Raw genomic sequence first — 18,351 nt, 5'->3', positions numbered from 1 at the left:
AAGTCACAGTGTAAATGAATATCCACTTTGTTTATGGAGGAGCCTGTCATCATAGGGTTCTTTTTGTCTTTTTTCAGCCGACAAAAAGAAAAACCCCGTGATGGCGGGCTCTTTTTGCATCTTGCACACAGATTAAAAAGGGGGAAACCGCATGCTTATTTTTCAACTGGCTGTCATCCTGATCGCCTCCAAAATCGCCGGAGACATCAGTGTGCGACTGGGACAGCCGTCCGTTTTGGGGAAGCTGCTGATCGGGATTGTGCTCGGTCCAACGGTGCTCGGGCTGGTGACTGACACGGAAATTTTGAAAGAAATCAGCCAGATCGGCGTCATTCTGCTCATGTTCATCGCTGGACTGGAAACCGATATTGACGAGTTCAAGCGCACCGCCAAGTCTTCCACCAGTGTCGGAGTGGCTGGCATCATTGCGCCTCTGGCACTGGGCTATGTCGCCGGAGTTACGATGGGGCTTTCCTCATTTGAGGGTCTCTTTTTGGGGCTTTTGCTCTCGGCAACCAGTGTGAGCATCTCTGTGCAGACGTTGAAGGAGTTGGGCAAGCTCAAGTCGAGAGAGGGGGCAACCATCATGGGGGCTGCCGTCATCGACGACGTACTCGTCATTTTGGCGCTGGCGTTTTTGATGAGCTTCGCTGGCAGCGATGTGAACCTTGGCCTGGTCATTGCCAAAAAGCTGGCGTTTTTCGCGATTGTGATCCTGCTGGCCTGGAAAGTCGTCCCGTGGGTTTTGCGCAAATTCGCACCGCTGCAAGTTAGCGAAGCCGTGATTTCCGCGGCGCTGATTATTGGTTTCCTGTTCGCCTATTTTGCCGAGTACACAGGCGTTGCCGCCATTATCGGCTCCTATATTGCGGGTGTCGCGATCAGCCTGACCAGCTACAAGCAGGAAGTCACCCACAAGGTAGAAACGATCAGCTACGCCATCTTTGTTCCTGTCTTTTTCACCTCGATTGGCGTCACCGCCCAATTTTCCGGGATCGTCGAAAATTGGTGGCTGATTGTCGTGTTAAGTGTGATCGCCATTGTTTCCAAGCTGGTCGGCGGAGCCTTCGGCGCAAAAATCACCGGCTTCCCTTGGAAAAATTCGCTGGCCATCGGCGCTGCCATGGTGTCGCGTGGCGAAGTGGCGCTGATTATCGCCGCAATCGGGCTGGAAAACAACCTGCTGACCGAGGACATGTTCGCTGTCTTGATCGTCGTTGTCCTGCTGACGACGATTGTCACTCCGCCGATCATGAAATGGCTGTTTGCGGATAAAAATACGCAGGAAGAACCACTTTTGCTGAAAAAGAACGCGTAAACGACAAGCCGGGCTGTTCCACGTCAGATGACGTCGGAGCAGCTTTTTTCTTTCGCATCGCCTTCGCAATCGGTTCCGTTTCGGTTTATGATGAAGAAAAAAATGGTTCCTGCCAACAAGCAAAAGCTTCTTTCGCTGCTGGCGAAGCCCGTATAAAAAATGACGCAAAGGAGAGCGGTCTGCATGAAAGTTGTCGTAGCACCGGACTCATTTAAAGGAAGCCTCACTGCCAAGCAAGTCAGCGAAGCGATTCGCGCCGGCGTGCTCCGCGTGTATCCCCGTGCCAAGATTGTCGCCAAACCGATGGCAGACGGCGGAGAAGGTACACTGCCATGCCTCGTCGACGCGACCGCTGGAAAACTCATGACAGCCACGGTCAAAGACCCGCTCGGGCGACCTGTTGCAGCCGAGTTCGGCATTCTCGGCGACGGCGTTACCTGCGTGATCGAGCTGGCAGCTTCATCCGGCCTGTATCTCATCTCCGAAGCGGAGCGCAACCCGCTTCGCACCACGACCTACGGCTTCGGGCAACTGATTATGGCTGGCCTCGACCTGGGCTGCCGCCGCTTTATTCTCGGACTCGGCGGCAGCGCCACAAACGATGGCGGCGCAGGCATGCTGCAAGCTTTGGGCTACAGACTGCTCACCGAGGATGACCAACCCTTATCCTTTGGCGGGGGAGAGCTTTCCCGGCTGAGCCGCATTGATTGCAGCCAGAAAGACAAGCGTCTTGACGAATCTCAGTTTGTCGTCGCCTGCGACGTCACCAACCCGTTTGTCGGGCCAAACGGCGCTTCCCACGTATTCGGCCCGCAAAAGGGAGCTACCCCGGAAATGGCCCTCGCCCTGGACGACCGTTTGCGCCATTTTGCAGACGTAATAGAAAAAAGTCGGGGAATTGCCATTCACGATCTGCCGGGAACAGGCGCAGCGGGCGGTGTGGCCGGGGCGCTTCTCGCCTTTCTCGGCGGCGAGCTGCAAGCGGGAATACAGATCGTCATGGAGACAACCCGCCTCGCTTGCGCCATGCAGGGCGCCGATCTCGTCATTACCGGAGAAGGCCAGGTGGACGGGCAAACCGCCCAAGGAAAAACAGCGTGCGGCGTCGCCCAGCTCGCGCAGCAATTCGGCATCCCCGTCATCGTGCTGGCGGGTTCCATCGGTGAAGGAATCGAAGCGTTGTATGAAAAAGGCGTCACCGCCGTCGTCAGCATCGCCAATCGGCCGATGACGCTGGATGAGTCCATGCGGGACAGCGCCGCGCTTTTGGAACAGGCGGCCGAGCAGGTTATGCGGATTTGGGCTTGCCGGAGTGGTTTATGAAGGCTGGAAAAAAGCTCTCCCACAGCAACCTGCTGCCAAGGGAGAGCTTTTCGTCATCTACTTCGTTTCCCGATGCAAGGTATGGCGTTTCAGGCGGGGCGAATACTTTTTCAGCTCCAGCCGCTCGGGATTGGTTCGCTTGTTTTTGGTCGTGATGTAGTTGCGATCTCCTGTTTCCGTGCATTGCAGCGTAATGTTGACGCGCATGTCGCTTTCCTCCTTTTTGTCTTACAGCAGCATCTCTACGACGGTGCTTGCAGTAGGCAACGGGTCAGGCAGCTTGGCCCAGTCCGCATGGTACTCCTCATCCGTCAAGAGACAAGTATCCAGCTGCGCTGTGACCGCTTCCCGGTCCAGGCCGATGCCGATGAACACAAGCTCTGTCATTCTGTCGCCATGCACCGGGTCCCACGTCTGCCGCATATCCGGCTCCTCTGCCAACAGCGCTTCCCGCTCCTTGGCAGGCAATGCCGCCGCCCAAAATCCGGCGGTTCCAATCTCAATCGAAGGCCCTGCCTGGCTGAGCGTCATCGCCAGATCGTTGCGGGTAGCCAGCCAGAAAAACCCTTTTGCCCGCACGACTTCCTCCGGCCAGGCGGCCAGCCACTCGCCAAACCGTTCGGGGTGAAACGGCCTGCGCGCGCGATAGACAAAAGAAGAAATACCGTACTCGTCCGTCTCTGGCGTATGCTCTTCTTTTTGCAGCTCGGCAATCCACCCTGCCGACTGGCTGGCCGTCTCAAAGTCAAACAGTCCGGTATTCAAAATCTCATGCGGGTCGACCTGTCCGCGCACCGCCCGGATCAAGCGGGCCTTTGGCTGCAATTTGCGCAGTACCGCCTCCAGTTGCTCCAGCTCTTCCGGGTTTACCCGGTCGCATTTGTTCAAAATAAGAACGTCGCAAAACTCGATCTGGTCGATCAACAAGTCTACCACTTCGCGCGTATCGTCCTCCCCGACTGCCTGCCCCCTGTCCAAAAGACTTTCCCCCGAGGAAAAGTCATGCCAGAAACGGTACGCGTCCACGACCGTCACCATTGTGTCCAGCCGGGTCAAAGCAGACAGGTTGATGCCGTTTTCCTCATCGACATACGTGAAGGTCTGGGCGACGGGAACAGGCTCGCCGATCCCCGTCGATTCAATCAATATGTAGTCATACCGTCCTTCGCGTGCCAGCCGCTCCACTTCTGTCAGCAAATCCTCGCGCAGCGTACAGCAAATGCAGCCGTTCGACATCTCCACGACCTTTTCGTCCACACGGGAAACACCCCCTCCTTGCGATACCAGCGTGCCATCCACATTCACCTCGCTGAGGTCGTTGACGATCACGGCGACGCGCATGCCTTCCCGGTTGTTCAAGACATGATTGAGCACGGTTGTTTTGCCTGCTCCCAGATAGCCGCTCAGGACAGTTACCGGGATTCTTTTATCGGTCATAAGCCAATCTCCTTCGCTTCTCAAAACGTAATGGTTACGATTTAATAAACATGCTAACGCAACACTCTTTCCCTTGTCAAGACAAATCGTAATGATTACGTTTAGGCGTAACAAAATGATGAAGTGACCCTATCCTCGCTCTTTTTCTGCCCGCTCTTGTTTCATCGTTTGCTATAATCAATTTATGTCGCAATGGAAAGTAGGGGCAGATGTGACGTTATACGGATTTTACACAGATGAATCAGGAAACAACGGCTTCAATGATATGAGAAATCAACCCGTTCTCTGTTACGCAGGCATCCTGGTCCCCATCCATTACCAGGTGTTTTTGCATCATGAGGTCCAGAAAATCAAAGACAATCTGGAAAAAGATATAAAAGCCACCATTCACGGCATACCCGCAGAGCAGTTTCCCCATATCGACTTTTTTAAAAAGTTTGAAATCCACGGAAAGGCATTTATTGACGGGGAAAATTTCTACTATAACTTATCGGATGGCCAACGCTTCAAAGTCGTGGAAAATTTGTTGTCTTTAGTGAAGGCTTCGGAAGTAAAGGTAGTGGCTGCTCTCGTCAACAAACAGCTTTACCAGACCCGGACGGGTGAAACCAACCATAACCGCATGCATCTCCACGCGTATACGGAGCTTGTTCGCTGCCTGTCCAACGAGCTGAGCCGTGCTGACTCGTATGCGTTTGTCATTTGTGACGACGGCAAGCCGAGCGAGCTCAACCATTTTCGTGACGCCCTGCGAAATCCGCTCAATCGCAGAGTGTATCCCGACCTGCAGGTAAAGCTGTCGCACGATCATAACGGAAACCTGATTCAACTGGCTGATATGATTAACTTCATCACCTCTGTCCATTTCCGGCATCGTTACGGCTTCCCTCCGCGAAAACGACACCAGGCCGCCATCCTCGATATATATGCACGGCATCTGGACTCCAAGCTCATCATCTGGGAATACAAATAAAAAGAGGAGGACGCACACAACGTGCGAACTCCTCTTGTCGGTCGTACACAACGTGCGACCTTATTTCTACCCTATCCAAAATCACCGGACGATATGTCAAAATAAATTAAGACATTCTGTTCATAGGTCAATGCATGAGCTACGTACAGAATGCCTTAATTTTCGTGTGGATTTAGTCGTACACAACGTGCGAGCAAATCCACATCTATAATTGTACGTTTGCAAAAGGAAGTTGTCAAGCATAACGGAGAGAAAACACAGGCTTCGCCCAGCTTTTCAGCGAAGCCCTGTTTACGTGTGTCGATCCTTCCGCTACTTCACCCGCTTCATCGCCACCGCTTCCCCATACGCGCCGATGACCGGCTGATACAAGCTGCGGTTGTTCAACTGATCCTGGCTCACTACCGGGGTCGGACGATTCCCTTTCCATGTAATCTGGCTGTATACATGGCCCGCGGCGGTCGGCATCGTGACCAAAATGTCCTTGACCTGATCGTTGTTGCCGTCTGTTATGTGCAGCTTCGGCAGCAAAGCTTTGTCGCGCGTGCCCACCGAAACAAACGTCTGCTGGTTGTTTTTCCCTTCGCGAACCACAATGCGCAAATTCTCGGCCGTCTGGTTCATCGCCAATCCCATCTTGTCGCCTACCAAAAAAATGTGGTCCTTGATCCCGTCGCCTGTCACATCTGCGTATTTCGTATCCAGCACAAATGTACTGTCGCTTTTCATGCTGAACCCGCTATTGATTGAGACATCCGGCGAAGGCAAGTTGTCGACATCGGTTTTTTCCAGCGTGACCCCGAGCAGTTGCGGCTTTTGGTCCACGATATTCCACACGCTCGTCGCTACAGCAATATGGTCCTGATTGTTTACTCCCCAAATATTTTGCTTGCCCATCCAGCGCAGATTGCCTTTGGCATCGCGAAAAGGCACCAGTTCCACCAGCTTTTGCACGTAGCCGTTCGTCGGCTTTTGCAGCTTGCCGTTTGCCTGATAAATCCCTTGATGCAGGTATGTCGCTTTATTGGCAGACAAATCAAACGTGCTGACTGCTTTTGTCTGCAAATTCGTTACCTTTACCCGAAACCCGTCGGTAAACTGCACGGAAAACGGAATGTTGTGCTGCGGTTGCAACAGGGCAACGGTAGCATACGATTGGGACTGTGACGGAAGGACATTCGCATGAACCGGAGCAACCCCCAGTCCTGATGCCATGAGAATAGCACCGCTCCATACGATTGTTGCCATCGTTCTTTGCCAAAGTCTCATGATTCTCTCCCCCTATGTAACAGGCACGCAGGCACGCCGTTTCTTGCCAAAGGTTACACCCGTGCCTTTTCTTCGCTGCTCTTCTTTCTAAACGAGATGAACCGTTCAAATGTTGCTAGGAAATAACCCCAATGTTTTCTCGCCATTTTTACCGATTTGCAACAACTTCGCAGATAATGCAGGCTACAATATAGTCAAACGGAAGTAGCTGTAGAAAGGAACAAGCACAAATGAAAAAGGCCTGGCTTTTGCCTGCCGCGATCTGCGCTTCTCTTCTGAGCGGTTGCGGCCTGGCAGATACCCCTAACGAACTGATGCGCGCGCCCGCTGCCGATGGCGATCAAAAATCGATCAATCAGGCGGTCATGCAATTTTTGCCTGCGGGCTCACAGTTGGCGATGCCGCTCCACCCCGCAGAGGCGAGCGCCGTCTCTCTGCAAGACCTGAACGGCGATGGTACTCCCGAGGTCGTCGCCTTTTACAAGTCGGAAAAAACCGATTACGAAATCGGTGTGCTGGTGCTTACGCAAAAGCAAGGAAACTGGCAAAAGCTGACCTCCTTTACCGGGATTGGCAATGAGCTGGACTACGTTTCGTTTCACGATCTCAACGGCGACCAGGTTCCCGAGATGCTGATTGGCCTGGGCGGCGGCGACGGTCTGAACCGGGAGCTGTCGGTGTACTCCATTACCGACGACAATACCAGGGAGCTGATGAAGCAACCCTATTCCGTCATGGCGGTTGGCGATTTGACCGGAGATCAGCAGACTGAGCTTGCTCTGGTCCTGCACGATCACAACAATTTCACCTCCAAGGCAGAGCTGTTTGGTGCAAAAGACGGCCAAATCACCAAGCTGGCCGAGGTAGCGCTCGACGGCTATGTGAACGGATACGAGCAAGCGATCATCGGAAAAGCGTCTCCTGAAAAAAATGCCCTGTTCATCGAAGCCGGGGTAGGCGCGCACTCGGCATCCACCGACCTATTGATCTGGGAAAATGGCACCTTGCACAACCCACTGGCCAAGGCAGAGGGAGAAATGGATGTCACCTTCAAGGCCTATGCCTTGTACAGTGAGGATATTAACGGAGACGGCATTATCGAGATCGGCACCAGAACGCAGCCGCCTGGCACAGAAGAGATGGCCATGGCCGAAATTCCCTGGATCTCCTCCTATTTTCAATGGGACGGCAAGACTGGGCTGAAGCACGTGGAAGATCATTACCAAAACTATTCACTTGGACTGGATATGAAAATTCCGGAAAAATGGCGCGAAAAATTCACCATATCCGCCATTCCCAACGCCAGTTCGCACACCATCCGCTTTTTCTACTACGGAGAAAACGGAAAAAATAAAGCCGAGCTTTTGACGCTCCAAACCATTCCGCAAACCGAATGGAACAAATTCGAGAACGGACTCAAACAAAAGCAAGTGCCTTACGTTCTGTTGAAGGAAGAAGGAAAGCAGGTTCTGATCGCGCTCCTTCCGCAAGCGACACCCAGCCTTGGCAAGTCTGCCATGCAGGAGTACCGCTCCATGCAGCTCACGGCAGACGAGATACGTCAGCTCTACAAGCCTTTATCCATTCCGTGATAAAGGCCAAAGCGGTTTTTCCTGTACCAATCCACCTGAGAGCGAAAAAGTCAAAATCAGACCAAGGGGATTTGTTTATGAAGGTTTTATTGCTGGAAGACGAAAAATCCATTCGTGATTTTGTCCGCATCAATCTGCGGCGTGAAGGCTGGGATGTCGTTGAAGCAGCGACAGGCGAAGAAGCGCTGGAAATCGCGCAAGCGCAAAGCGATATTGAAATTGCCATTCTCGATGTGATGCTGCCCGGCATTGACGGCTTTGAAGTGTGCGGACAGCTGCGCAAAAAATACCCGCGCCTTGGAATCATCATGCTTACTGCCAAAAGCCAGGAGCTGGACAAAGTGATGGGGCTGGAGTTCGGGGCAGACGATTACGTGTCGAAGCCGTTCAGTCCGGCTGAGCTGTTGGCCCGCGTAAAGGCATTGCACCGCAGGCTGACACCCCTCCCCGCTGCTGTGGAGGACAAAAATACGATTGACATCGCTCCCTTCACCCTGCTGCTCGATGAGCGAAAACTGCTCAAAAAGGATCAGGAAATCGTCCTGACCCCCAAGGAGTTTTCCATTATCAAGCTGCTGGCTGAGAATGCCAACAAAGCGATCAGTCGCGATGAGATTTTGAGGAAGGTCTGGGGGCAGTTTTTCGTCGGGGACCTGAAAATCGTGGATGTGAACATCCGCAGAATTCGGCAAAAGATCGAAGACGATCCTGCCCATCCAACCTTCCTGGAAACGGTCTGGGGGTACGGGTATCTCTGGCGGAAGGATGCTCCTGATGAAAGGAATTAGAAGCAGGCTCGTCTTTTACTTCGGCATGATCCTGCTGTTGATCGTACTTTTGCTGGAAGGACTGTTTTACTGGGCCGTCCATACGTACTACTTCGGAACGGCTACCGAAGCGTTGGAGACGCGCAGCACGACCTTCACCAATTTTATCAACAAGTACGCAACCGGCTATCGCTTGAAAGACAAGGCCCGCTACATTCTGGAGAACGTATCGAGCCAGGAATACGCCAAAATCGAGGTGCTCGACCTAAACGGCAAAGTCATACTCAACTCGTACGGTTTCCAGACAGGAGAGCTTGTCCAAACCCCCGACGTCATGGAAGCGATCAGGGGGCAAAAAGGTCTGTTCGTGGGCAGAACGTCCGAGTCTCGCGAACGGGTCATTGCCGTTTCCAATCCCCTCACCTTCGGGTCAGAGTACGTCGGCGTCCTCCGCTACACGATCTCGGCAGAGCCTTTTTATCAGGCAGTCAATCGCATCGCCTTGTACGGGCTGGGCGTTGGGGCTGGCGTCGTCCTGCTGGCCTTTGCCCTCAGCCTGCTCATGGCCAAACGGATCGTCGACCCCATCGAAGACCTGACGAATGCCGCGAAGCAAATGGCGGAGGGCAACTTCACCGCCCGCGCTCCGAAGCGGTACGACGACGAGGTCGGGACGCTCGCCGATACGTTCAACTACATGGCAGCAGAGATCGGCAAAAACGAAAAGCTGAAAAACGATTTCATCTCTTCTGTCTCCCACGAGCTGCGCACGCCGCTGACCTCGATCAAAGGCTGGGGGGAGACGCTCATCTCCGGCGGCCTGGAAGACCCGGAAGAAACGATGCTCGGGCTGGAGGTCATCTCCAAGGAAACCGACCGCCTCATCGGTCTCGTGGAAGAGTTGCTCGACTTCTCGAAGTTTCAGTCCGGTGAAATGAAGCTCACCCGTGAGCTGCTCGATTTGCGCGAGATTTTGGACGACGTGCACGTACAGTTCGCGATCCGCGCCCAGGAAAAGCAGATGGAGTTTCAACTGGCGCTCCCGTCCTCCCCGCTCACTGTCATGGGCGACCGCAACAGGCTGAAGCAGGTGTTCGTTAACTTGCTGGACAACGCCTTCAAATTTACGCCAAAGGGTGGCACTATCTCCGTAGCAGCAGAGGCCTCCGCGGACAAGCTGACCGTCACTGTCACAGACAGCGGAGAAGGGATACACCCGAATGATCTGCCGCATGTCACGGAAAAGTTTTTCAAAGGAAGCTCCAAGCTTTCAGGCAGCGGACTTGGACTCGCGATCTGCAAAGAGATCATTCAGTTGCATACTGGACGCTTTTTGGTCAATAGCAAGCAAGGACAGGGTACTTCGATCATGGTAGAGCTACCTTGTGTATGTGGTGGGACTGTAAAATATTCTGTGTAAACTCTCAAAACCTATTACAATAAAAGAAAGGTTGGTTTGAGAGGATGACACCTATGGCGAGATTTAGTAAGGAACAAGTGAAGGCGTTTGTGAAGGAAAACAACCTCAAGACGATGGACGATGTGCAGTCGGCACTGAAGGAACTGTTTGCAGAAACGCTGCAGTCGATGCTAGAGGCGGAGCTTGACACGGAACTCGGCTATGAAAAGCACGATGTGAAGCGAAAGAAAACAACAAACAGCCGTAACGGGAAGACAAAGAAGACGGTGACAAGCGAATACGGCGAGGTGGAGATCGCGGTGCCACGTGACCGTAATGGCGAATTTGAGCCCGTTATCGTGAAAAAGCATCAGTCTACCGTTACCGGCATTGAGGACCAAATTATCGCCATGTATGCCAAAGGTGTCAGCACACGGGATATTCAGGACCATCTGAACCATCTGTATGGAATTGACGTTTCTCCTACCATGATCTCCAATGTGACGAATAAGATCGTGCCACTCATCAAAGAATGGCAGAACCGACCGCTACAAAGCATCTATGCGGTTGTATTTATGGACGCCATTCACTACAAAGTCAAGCAAGACGGTGCTATTGTGAACAAAGCGGCTTATATGGTCATTGGCATTGATTTGGACGGCAACAAGGACGTATTAGGCATGTGGATTGGAGAGAATGAATCCTCAAAGTTCTGGCTGAGCGTACTGAACGACTTACGGAACCGTGGGGTTCAGGACATTCTCATCACCTGCGTGGATAACCTAACGGGCTTCTCTCAGGCCATCTCTGCCTGCTATCCGAATACGGAGATCCAAAAGTGCATCATTCATCAAATCCGCAACTCGACCCGTTATGTTTCTTATAAGGATCTTAAGAAAGTGACGGCGGATTTAAAGCCAATCTACAAAGCGGCAACAGAAGAGGCTGCCTTACTGGAATTGGATCGTTTTGAGGAAACATGGGGTAACAAATATCCCCTCATCGTTCGCTCTTGGCGTACCAACTGGGACGAGCTAGCTACTTTTTTCAAGTATCCACCAGAGATTCGTAAATTGATCTATACGACCAATATGATTGAGAGTTACCATCGGCAACTCCGGAAGGTGACGAAGGGCAAGAGCATTTTCCCCACCGATGAAGCCCTGCTCAAAATGCTCTATTTGGCTACCATGGACGTCACCAGGAAGTGGACTGGACGAGTGCAGAACTGGGGGCAAATGCTCCTCCAGCTCTCCGTGTTCTTCCCGGATCGGATCGGCCAATACTTACGCTAGTTTTTTATTCCAAAAGGGTTTACACAAAATACTGGACAGACCCTATGTGGTTCTGAGGAAAATTATTCAGCAGGCTGACCAGGCAGTCGGTTCGCTTGTCCTCCTCCCGCCGTAACGGAAAGCCGCTGTTCAACGGCTTTCCGTTTGTCCTTGGTTGGTCATTTTGCCGCTTCGCCAATTTTAGCGAACAGCATCTTCACCCATCTTCCTCGATCAGCCCGAAAGTCACACTATCGATCATGTCTGGTCTTTGTACATATCATTCAAAAATTTAATCTACACACCCTATTTAATGTACTTTCATTCTTGATCTGCGTACTTTAAATTAATAATTTCAGTATTTTCAATACCCTCAACATCTGTCCAAGTTATTTTGTAAACTGGATACTCCCCGAAGAAAAGGGTAATTTCTTCGGGGGTTACACCATTTTTAAACTCGTTTTTCGTGCTTTCTGAGTTAGGTACATCTTGAAAAATGGTGAGATAGCCATCTTTAAAATCAGGATTTTGAACATGACCTGTTTGTTCACTCGTTTGAGTTAAATTAGATACAAAACGAATTGTATTCACCTTTTTATCCCCGAGATACTTAATTTTCCCAATAAAGCGTGCTCCATTCTCTTGATCTGGAATAATTTCAGTAACACCATGCCAATTTTCTGTTGTTCCTTCGTACCGATAGGACCATTCCTTTTCAGAGCAAGCAACGAATGAAAAAAGGGAGATAATAATCAAAAATACAAAGCCTATGTTCTTCTTCACATTGTATTCCTCCCTTTACACAACATTATTTAGCCTTACACTACAATATTCATGGCAATATGCTAGCGGTGCATCAACATTTTCCCACCGTTCAAGATACCCATTATTTCGATTGTTTAGTGCTCGTGCAAAAAATCTTCAACATTGAAATAAGAGGTATACTCCTATTTCAATCAAAAATGATCTTAGCCAGATTAACTAAGAGGAAATGGGAGCGATTGATGTTCGTCACACCAAAGAAACTTATTGATAACTTGCCAAGTAAACGGCCAGAACGACCGTTTACTTGATTTAAAAGAACGTACTACCAACCAATATTACCTACTGAAACAGTACTATAAATGGTACCTGTTGACGATCGAGCCGTATATGATGTTTTTAGTCTTGCACCAAAACCTCCAAGGTTATCATCCATTCTAATATAGTCCCATGAAAGTAGCTTTATATAGCTTTGGCCCCAGGCGGGAGGGGTATACAGCTTTGGATCACTATTGCTAACAAGCTTTCCACTAGATTTGCTATAGCCAGCAGCTTTCGCATTGAATTCCCCGGACTGTATTGTCAAGCCGTTCCTATCCAACAAATCCCATCTCGCCTCATATCGTGTTGCTTTTCCCCACATATCAATACCGTTCTGTTTAATGATACTCGTCCACATCCAAACGGTTTGTTGAAAGTTTAAACCTGAGTTGTTATCCCGATCCCGTTGGTCATAATCAGATGGATCTGAAACTGCATATACTACGTAATCGCTAATTACCTGTTGACCCACTTGCGTTTCCTTCAATTTTTGTACCGTATAGTAGCTGTGTTCGGTAAGATCTTTTACAACATTTCCTTTTTCATCTCGTAATTGAATCTTAATCTTTTTAAAGTCGTAATCCTTTTTCCCCGCTAAGGCATCTTTTCTAAGCTCTTTTTCTGATTTCATTTCCGCTTTATAAAGCAATTTTTCTTGCTTTTCAGCAGCATATCCATGTCCAAAAGAAAGTGTAGAAACAACTAGAGTTAATGTAAATACCATCCTTGAAAGTAATTTTTTCATTTCAGATTAGAACCACCTTTTTAAGGATCTCATCTCTAAACACAATAAGCTAAGTGTATGTTACCAGGGGATGCTGCCATTCCCAACCATAACCGTGCTATACAGAGTACCAGTGCTCGAACGAGCAGTGTACGAAGTTTTTAATCTAGCACCAAAGGCACCAATCGAATCGTCCAGGCGAATATAATCCGCTGTAGGATTCTTTACATAGCTTTGACCCCAGACCGGGGGATAATATGGTTTTGAATCACTGTAATTTACGTTTTGATTATTAGATTTACCTTTGCCTATTGCTTTGGCATTGAATTCCCCGGACTGTATTGTCAAGCCGTTCCTATCCAACAAATCCCATCTCGCCTCATATCGTGTTGCTTTTCCCCACATATCAATACCATTCTGTTTAATGATACTCGTCCACATCCAAACGGTTTGTTGAAAGTTTAAACCTGAGTTATTATCCCGATCCCGTTGGTCATAATCAGATGGATCTGAAACTGCATATACTACGTAATCGCTAATTACCTGTTGACCCACTTGCGTTTCCTTCAATTTTTGTACTGTATAGTAGCTGTGTTCGGTAAGATCTTTTACAACATTTCCTTTTTCATCTCGTAATTGAATCTTAATCTTTTTAAAGTCGTAATCCTTTTTCCCCGCTAAGGCATCTTTTCTAAGCTCTTTTTCTGATTTCATTTCCGCTTTATAAAGCAATTTTTCTTGCTTTTCAGCGGCATATCCGTGTCCAAAAGAAAGTGTAGAAACAACTAGAGTTAATGTAAATACCATCCTTGAAAGTAATTTTTTCATTGCTATGCTCCTCCTGTAAAATTTTTACTTTATAGGTTTTTATTATATAGTTTTATCTGAATATTCTCAATGTATTTTCAACAAAAAGTTAAGTCTATTTAAGTAAAAAAGATGAACCCTTTTCAAAACTCTCGGTTAGAATGGTAATCTTGAGTCACCATTGCAAAATACAAATGGCTCCACTAGCGTTGCATAAAAATCGTCAGGGTTAATAAACTGATTTTTCTGAAGTAATTTCCACTTCCAAAAGGCTAAAGAACGGAGTGACCCACAAAGGTAGTTCCGCCCATTTGGCATTTATATACACTTAAACCAGATGCTACACAACCGTTTCCTTCCTGCTTATGGATCAGGCTTTCTTCGTTTCGATGTTAATCGCTCCCACCAGATTCGGCTATCCTCCCAGAGCATCACACGTAACCACCGATAGATTTGGAACCAGTATTTTGATAATGTTCAATACAACATCAGTGCTTCAGTATTAATTATTTATGTAAAATATGGAAATTATAGGTGGTAGACCAAACTGCGGAAATACGTACCAAATCAAGTCATTCAAGCGCAGAGGATAGGAACAAATGGGCGTTTCTGCTACGAGCAAACAGATGGGCGAAAAAAGAATGCTCAAACAGCATCTTCCCTAGTTGAAGCCATCACATTGATTATTCCTCGAATTTCTTGGTGGAAAATTTTCGACAAAGCTCTTAATGAGTTACTAGCGGTGTGAAAACGCGTTTATCTTGTCAAAAAGATAGAGGATAGTTACAGCAGTGTGCCTGTACGAAAAGTAGCGCATGCAAAATTGTAAGGAACAGAGCTTTGAAATGTTCCTTATTTGGCCCCGATCATCAGGACTTGGAATCATCACCTCAAGACAGTCACATTTCCTTGCACTCGTCGATGTGATATTTCTCCAAATCCATGTCAAGTTTCACCTCGTGGCAATATGATCGGGATCGGAGTATATAGTGAAGAGTATCGAGCAGTACGAGCCATGAAGAATTGTTGATAAAAATACCAGAGCAACTTCATATCACTCTAATCTTAAACTAGCCGATGCCAAGAAGCCACTTTCGCATCTTTAGAACAGTATGTTTAAATGGATTTTTATAGCTCTTCACCGTAAAACGTGCTTGATCTTCCTCTAGCGCAGTTTTTCGTAGTTATATAGCCGGTTTACACTCCAGTCTAATGCGAATCTTGAATCTCTCTAGATTGCGGTAGCCGTAGGCTCTTCGTTTGATCACCTTCACTTTGTTGTGTGTCCCTTCAATCTTGGCATTCGTTACCCGAAAGGAAAAATAATTCTGAATGGGCTCTCTCCACTGGACAATCGTTTTGGCAATGGAACGAACCGCAGGAGTCGGAGAATAGAGATGGTCGTCGATCCATTTCTGAAGTGCTTTCTCACCTGCTTCTTGGGTTTGAACGGCATACACGGCTCTGATGTCTTGAAGCGCAAAGTAGAGTCGTTGAGGTGTGGATCTTCTGCTAACCAATTCTTCAGTTCCTGAAGCTCTTCGGGCTTCAGTTTGTCAGGGATCGTATGGAACAGGCGTTGCTCATGTCTACCCCGACGATGTGTTCCACGAGCATGCGTGCGTTTTCGGGTAGCTTCCAACGCTTTCGAGAAAAGCTGGATCACGTGAAATTTATCTGCTACCACAAGGCTATGCTTCCAGACTTGGCGTACGGTTTCAGCCATTCCTGGAGCCAAATCCGTGACAACGACATGAGGAGCCTTACGAAAGGGCCATTGCTGCAGGGCGTTTTGTACCTGTTCACGTGAACGTCCTTCTGTAACTTGCCAGATATGACCGGTTTGAGCATCCATGAGGTTCACGCCATACTTATGGCCTTTTTGCAGAGCAAACTCCTCCAGACAGACCACTTCAGGAGCTTCCTGTTCTTGTGGTTGAGCAAGGCGTTGGGGGGCTAGTTGGTAGTACCAGCGTTCGAGTGTCGAGTAGGCCACACTCAATTGTTTGGCAACCGAGAGCAAATCCCGGCCGCGGCACATATCCACTGCCATCTCTTGAAAAGCAGAGGTGACCGATCCTCGAGGCGGGATACCGTTCCATTCCACTGTCCATGTAAGCCCACAACTCGCACAGCGCTGGCGATACATGGGAACGGATACCCAGACGGTTCCCCAAGAAGGAACGAAACGATGACGAAGAATACGCCGTCCAGGACGGGCATGGTTGGTACTAGCTCGGAGACAGAGCGGACAAAGATAACAAGCAGAATTCGGTTCCAGAACAGCGATCCAATCCGTTTCCGTTGTTTTTTCCCAATGAGTGAGATGGAATGATGGAAGTCTGACAAAGTCTGTGCTAAAATCAAGGAACAACGCAGATTTCCTCCTTTTCAGTGGTTGTCTCAACAACTCCCACGATAGAGGAACATCTGCGTTTTTTCAATGTCTAGCACGGGTTATGGTGATGAATCATATTTTATGACGTGTGAGAATGGCATATTGTTTCTTAATGAACCTATACTTTTTTTAAAAAAATCCCCCCACATCGACAGAGTAAGGCCTTGCTTTACTCTGTCGATGTGGGGGACTTGCAAAGGTTGGATTAGAAGCTGTTCGTAATCACCAGCTCATCCAGTCCAAAGCGGGCTGTCGGATGAGCTTGCTCGCTTGCTTTGCCGAGTGACAGCATCAGCGTCGGGATGTAACGGGACGGAATGTTCAGCTCTTTGATGAGCGCGTCGCGATCGTATCCGCCCATTGGGCATGTGTCGTAGCCTTTGGCTTTAGCCGCCAGCATCAGTTGCATGGCCGCATAGGAAGAGTTGCGGATTGCTTCGTCGCGGGCGATCTCCGGATTGTTATTGTAAGCTGCTTCGATTTGCCCGATCAGGGTGTCACGCACTTGTTCGGTGACGTAGCCTTTTTCGAGGGCAGCGTCATACACTGGGCGCGCCGACTTGTACGCTTCCAAATCTCCGAGTATGATGATGGTGGCATACGCATCCACGACTTGCTGCTGGTTGTAAGCAATCGGCAGAAGCTTTTGCTTGATCGCCGGATCAGTCACGACGAGAAAACGCCAATGCTGCAGGTTCCAGGAGGACGGAGCGCTTGCCGCGAGACGCAAAATTTCGTTCAGGTCGCCCTGTGGGATTGTGGCATTCGGATCGTATTTGCGCACGCTATGGCGAGCTTCCATCACTTGTTCAGCAGTCATTTTCAGTTCGGTACTCATACAATTTTCTCCTCTCCATCTTCATTTCCTATTCCTGATACACACTTACTTTAATATAGTTAGAAACATTTTACAACCACCTTTTTCCTCCCGGTTGCAGTTTGCCGGAAGACGGACAGGGACATGGTATTACATCCTATATTGTTGGGAGGAGTTTTGCTTGAAATACACGGATAATATTGTCATCGTCACAGGCAGCGGACAGGGCATCGGACTTGCCGTCGCCACCATGTACGCCGCTCACGGTGCGCACGTCATCATTGCCGAGCGCAGTTCCGAGACCGGTGAAGCTGCCGTCCGGAAAATAAACGGAGCAGAAGCAACGACAGGCTCAGCCTCGTTTGTCCAAACCGATGTGAGCGAGCCGCAGCAGATCGAGCGGCTGATGCAAACCGTTGACGCCCGCTGGGGCCGCCTTGACGTGCTCATCAACAACGCCGGCTTGTCCGTCTGGGAATCTCCTTACGACCTGACTGTCGAAGCGTGGGACCGTATTTTGAACACAAACCTGCGCAGCGTCTTCCTCGCTTCGCGGGAAGCGGCCAAACTCATGCGGCGAAACGGCGGCGGAGCCATCGTCAATCTGGCCTCGACCAGAGCCCACATGTCCGAGCCGCATTCAGAGGCGTACGCAGCGTCCAAAGGAGGCATTTTGGCCCTCACCCACGCCTTGAGCGTATCGCTTGGTCCCGACAAAATTCGCGTCAACACCATCTCGCCAGGCTGGATTGAAAACGGCGATTATACGGCGCTGCGCCCCCAGGATCATGCGCAGCATCCCGCAGGTCGCGTCGGTACGCCCGACGACATCGCCCGCGCCTGCCTCTTTTTGACGCAAAAGGAAAACGACTTTATTACCGGAACCGAGCTAGTGGTGGACGGCGGCATGACCCGCAAAATGATTTACGAGCCATAAAGCCAAACCAATGCCTCTCCTCCTGAATACTTTGGAAGTAACAAGAGATAAAGGAGGAGTTCCATGTCTTTTGAAGAGGATGATCTCAGGCTGCTCGCTCTCTGGCTGCTAGCAATTGGCTACTTGATTCTCGCCTTCACCGAATTGGCCGCTCTTGGATACTGGTAAAAGCAAAAAGAGCCACTCCCATGCATATAATATGGAGAGTGGCTCTTGGCTTTTTCGTTTTCTTA

At 49.6% G+C, this 18,351-nt stretch carries 15 protein-coding genes and 1 pseudogene; 8 read left to right on the top strand and 8 right to left on the bottom strand.

Translation table 11 applies throughout. The annotated features are described in order from the left end of the window. Nucleotides 1-151: 151 nt before the first annotated feature. Nucleotides 152-1,318 carry a cation:proton antiporter gene (locus AAFJ72_RS02205; RefSeq protein WP_432775902.1) on the top strand — a complete coding sequence of 389 codons (1,167 nt, stop codon included), beginning with the start codon at nt 152-154 and terminating at the stop codon, nt 1,316-1,318. 183 nt (nt 1,319-1,501) lie between these two features. Beyond that, nucleotides 1,502-2,641: a glycerate kinase gene (locus AAFJ72_RS02200; protein WP_432775901.1), complete on the top strand. Its 1,140-nt coding sequence runs from the start codon at nt 1,502-1,504 to the stop codon at nt 2,639-2,641. A 57-nt stretch (nt 2,642-2,698) separates the two neighbouring features. Here AAFJ72_RS02200 and rpmG read toward each other — a convergent pair whose 3' ends face one another. Then, complete coding sequence (gene rpmG / locus AAFJ72_RS02195; RefSeq protein ID WP_005833307.1) at nt 2,699-2,848, bottom strand: 50S ribosomal protein L33; 150 nt, start codon at nt 2,846-2,848, stop codon at nt 2,699-2,701. A gap of 21 nt (nt 2,849-2,869) precedes the next feature. Further along, a complete protein-coding gene (locus AAFJ72_RS02190) occupies nt 2,870-4,078 on the bottom strand; it encodes a GTP-binding protein (protein WP_432775900.1) in 1,209 nt (402 codons plus the stop codon). Nucleotides 4,079-4,289: 211 nt separating this feature from the next. Between AAFJ72_RS02190 and AAFJ72_RS02185 the strand changes: the two genes are divergently transcribed. Then, a complete protein-coding gene (locus AAFJ72_RS02185) occupies nt 4,290-5,051 on the top strand; it encodes a DUF3800 domain-containing protein (RefSeq protein ID WP_122903235.1) in 762 nt (253 codons plus the stop codon). A gap of 312 nt (nt 5,052-5,363) precedes the next feature. Here AAFJ72_RS02185 and AAFJ72_RS02180 read toward each other — a convergent pair whose 3' ends face one another. Further along, the gene (locus AAFJ72_RS02180; RefSeq protein WP_432775899.1) at nt 5,364-6,320 is read right to left on the bottom strand and encodes a hypothetical protein; all 957 of its coding nucleotides are present in this window, start codon (nt 6,318-6,320) and stop codon (nt 5,364-5,366) included. Between the two features lie 230 nt (nt 6,321-6,550). On the opposite strand from AAFJ72_RS02180, the gene AAFJ72_RS02175 reads away from it, so the two are divergent. The 4 genes from AAFJ72_RS02175 (at nt 6,551) to AAFJ72_RS02160 (ending at nt 11,373) form a co-directional block, all read left to right on the top strand. After that, entirely contained in the window at nt 6,551-7,912 is a 1,362-nt protein-coding gene (locus tag AAFJ72_RS02175) for a VCBS repeat-containing protein (RefSeq protein ID WP_432775898.1), read from the top strand. 77 nt (nt 7,913-7,989) lie between these two features. Further along, on the top strand, nt 7,990-8,700 hold the full coding sequence (locus AAFJ72_RS02170; RefSeq protein WP_432775897.1) for a response regulator transcription factor: 711 nt from the start codon (nt 7,990-7,992) through the stop codon (nt 8,698-8,700). Continuing rightward, a complete protein-coding gene (locus tag AAFJ72_RS02165; protein ID WP_432775896.1) occupies nt 8,687-10,099 on the top strand; it encodes a sensor histidine kinase in 1,413 nt (470 codons plus the stop codon). Before AAFJ72_RS02170 ends, AAFJ72_RS02165 begins: the two co-directional genes overlap by 14 nt. A 53-nt stretch (nt 10,100-10,152) precedes the next feature. Then, nucleotides 10,153-11,373 (top strand): IS256 family transposase, encoded by a 1,221-nt coding sequence (locus tag AAFJ72_RS02160; protein ID WP_025845625.1) that lies wholly within the window; start codon nt 10,153-10,155, stop codon nt 11,371-11,373. A gap of 300 nt (nt 11,374-11,673) precedes the next feature. Here the strand turns inward: AAFJ72_RS02160 and AAFJ72_RS02155 are convergent, their stop codons facing one another. From AAFJ72_RS02155 to AAFJ72_RS02135, 5 genes and pseudogenes are all read right to left on the bottom strand, one after another. Beyond that, nucleotides 11,674-12,135 (bottom strand): hypothetical protein, encoded by a 462-nt coding sequence (locus AAFJ72_RS02155; protein ID WP_122903230.1) that lies wholly within the window; start codon nt 12,133-12,135, stop codon nt 11,674-11,676. Between the two features lie 304 nt (nt 12,136-12,439). Beyond that, complete coding sequence (locus AAFJ72_RS02150) at nt 12,440-13,180, bottom strand: hypothetical protein (RefSeq protein WP_122903229.1); 741 nt, start codon at nt 13,178-13,180, stop codon at nt 12,440-12,442. 60 nt (nt 13,181-13,240) lie between these two features. Beyond that, nucleotides 13,241-13,987: a hypothetical protein gene (locus tag AAFJ72_RS02145; protein WP_122903228.1), complete on the bottom strand. Its 747-nt coding sequence runs from the start codon at nt 13,985-13,987 to the stop codon at nt 13,241-13,243. 1,163 nt (nt 13,988-15,150) lie between these two features. Next, nucleotides 15,151-15,821, bottom strand: a pseudogene (locus AAFJ72_RS02140) (ISL3 family transposase). 748 nt (nt 15,822-16,569) lie between these two features. Beyond that, nucleotides 16,570-17,202: a nitroreductase family protein gene (locus tag AAFJ72_RS02135; protein WP_432775894.1), complete on the bottom strand. Its 633-nt coding sequence runs from the start codon at nt 17,200-17,202 to the stop codon at nt 16,570-16,572. A 160-nt stretch (nt 17,203-17,362) separates the two neighbouring features. Between AAFJ72_RS02135 and AAFJ72_RS02130 the strand changes: the two genes are divergently transcribed. Beyond that, a complete protein-coding gene (locus AAFJ72_RS02130) occupies nt 17,363-18,118 on the top strand; it encodes an SDR family NAD(P)-dependent oxidoreductase (RefSeq protein WP_122903226.1) in 756 nt (251 codons plus the stop codon). The last annotated feature ends 233 nt before the right edge of the window (nt 18,119-18,351 follow it).

This window comes from Brevibacillus gelatini, assembly GCF_050920745.1.
Lineage (GTDB): Bacteria > Bacillota > Bacilli > Brevibacillales > Brevibacillaceae > Brevibacillus > Brevibacillus gelatini.
Note: the sequence above shows the minus strand (reverse complement) of the source record. Positions and strands in the feature narration are given on the sequence as shown.

Bases quoted from the DNA above. Each gene is read 5' to 3' on its own strand.
- AAFJ72_RS02150 (WP_122903229.1), bottom strand. From the start codon at position 13,180: ATGAAAAAATTACTTTCAAGGATGGTATTTACATTAACTCTAGTTGTT.
- AAFJ72_RS02180 (WP_432775899.1), bottom strand. From the start codon at position 6,320: ATGAGACTTTGGCAAAGAACGATGGCAACAATCGTATGGAGCGGTGCT.
- AAFJ72_RS02200 (WP_432775901.1), top strand. From the start codon at position 1,502: ATGAAAGTTGTCGTAGCACCGGACTCATTTAAAGGAAGCCTCACTGCC.
- AAFJ72_RS02205 (WP_432775902.1), top strand. From the start codon at position 152: ATGCTTATTTTTCAACTGGCTGTCATCCTGATCGCCTCCAAAATCGCC.
- AAFJ72_RS02175 (WP_432775898.1), top strand. From the start codon at position 6,551: ATGAAAAAGGCCTGGCTTTTGCCTGCCGCGATCTGCGCTTCTCTTCTG.
- AAFJ72_RS02145 (WP_122903228.1), bottom strand. From the start codon at position 13,987: ATGAAAAAATTACTTTCAAGGATGGTATTTACATTAACTCTAGTTGTT.
- AAFJ72_RS02135 (WP_432775894.1), bottom strand. From the start codon at position 17,202: ATGAGTACCGAACTGAAAATGACTGCTGAACAAGTGATGGAAGCTCGC.
- AAFJ72_RS02190 (WP_432775900.1), bottom strand. From the start codon at position 4,078: ATGACCGATAAAAGAATCCCGGTAACTGTCCTGAGCGGCTATCTGGGA.
- AAFJ72_RS02170 (WP_432775897.1), top strand. From the start codon at position 7,990: ATGAAGGTTTTATTGCTGGAAGACGAAAAATCCATTCGTGATTTTGTC.
- AAFJ72_RS02165 (WP_432775896.1), top strand. From the start codon at position 8,687: ATGAAAGGAATTAGAAGCAGGCTCGTCTTTTACTTCGGCATGATCCTG.
- rpmG (WP_005833307.1), bottom strand. From the start codon at position 2,848: ATGCGCGTCAACATTACGCTGCAATGCACGGAAACAGGAGATCGCAAC.
- AAFJ72_RS02160 (WP_025845625.1), top strand. From the start codon at position 10,153: ATGGCGAGATTTAGTAAGGAACAAGTGAAGGCGTTTGTGAAGGAAAAC.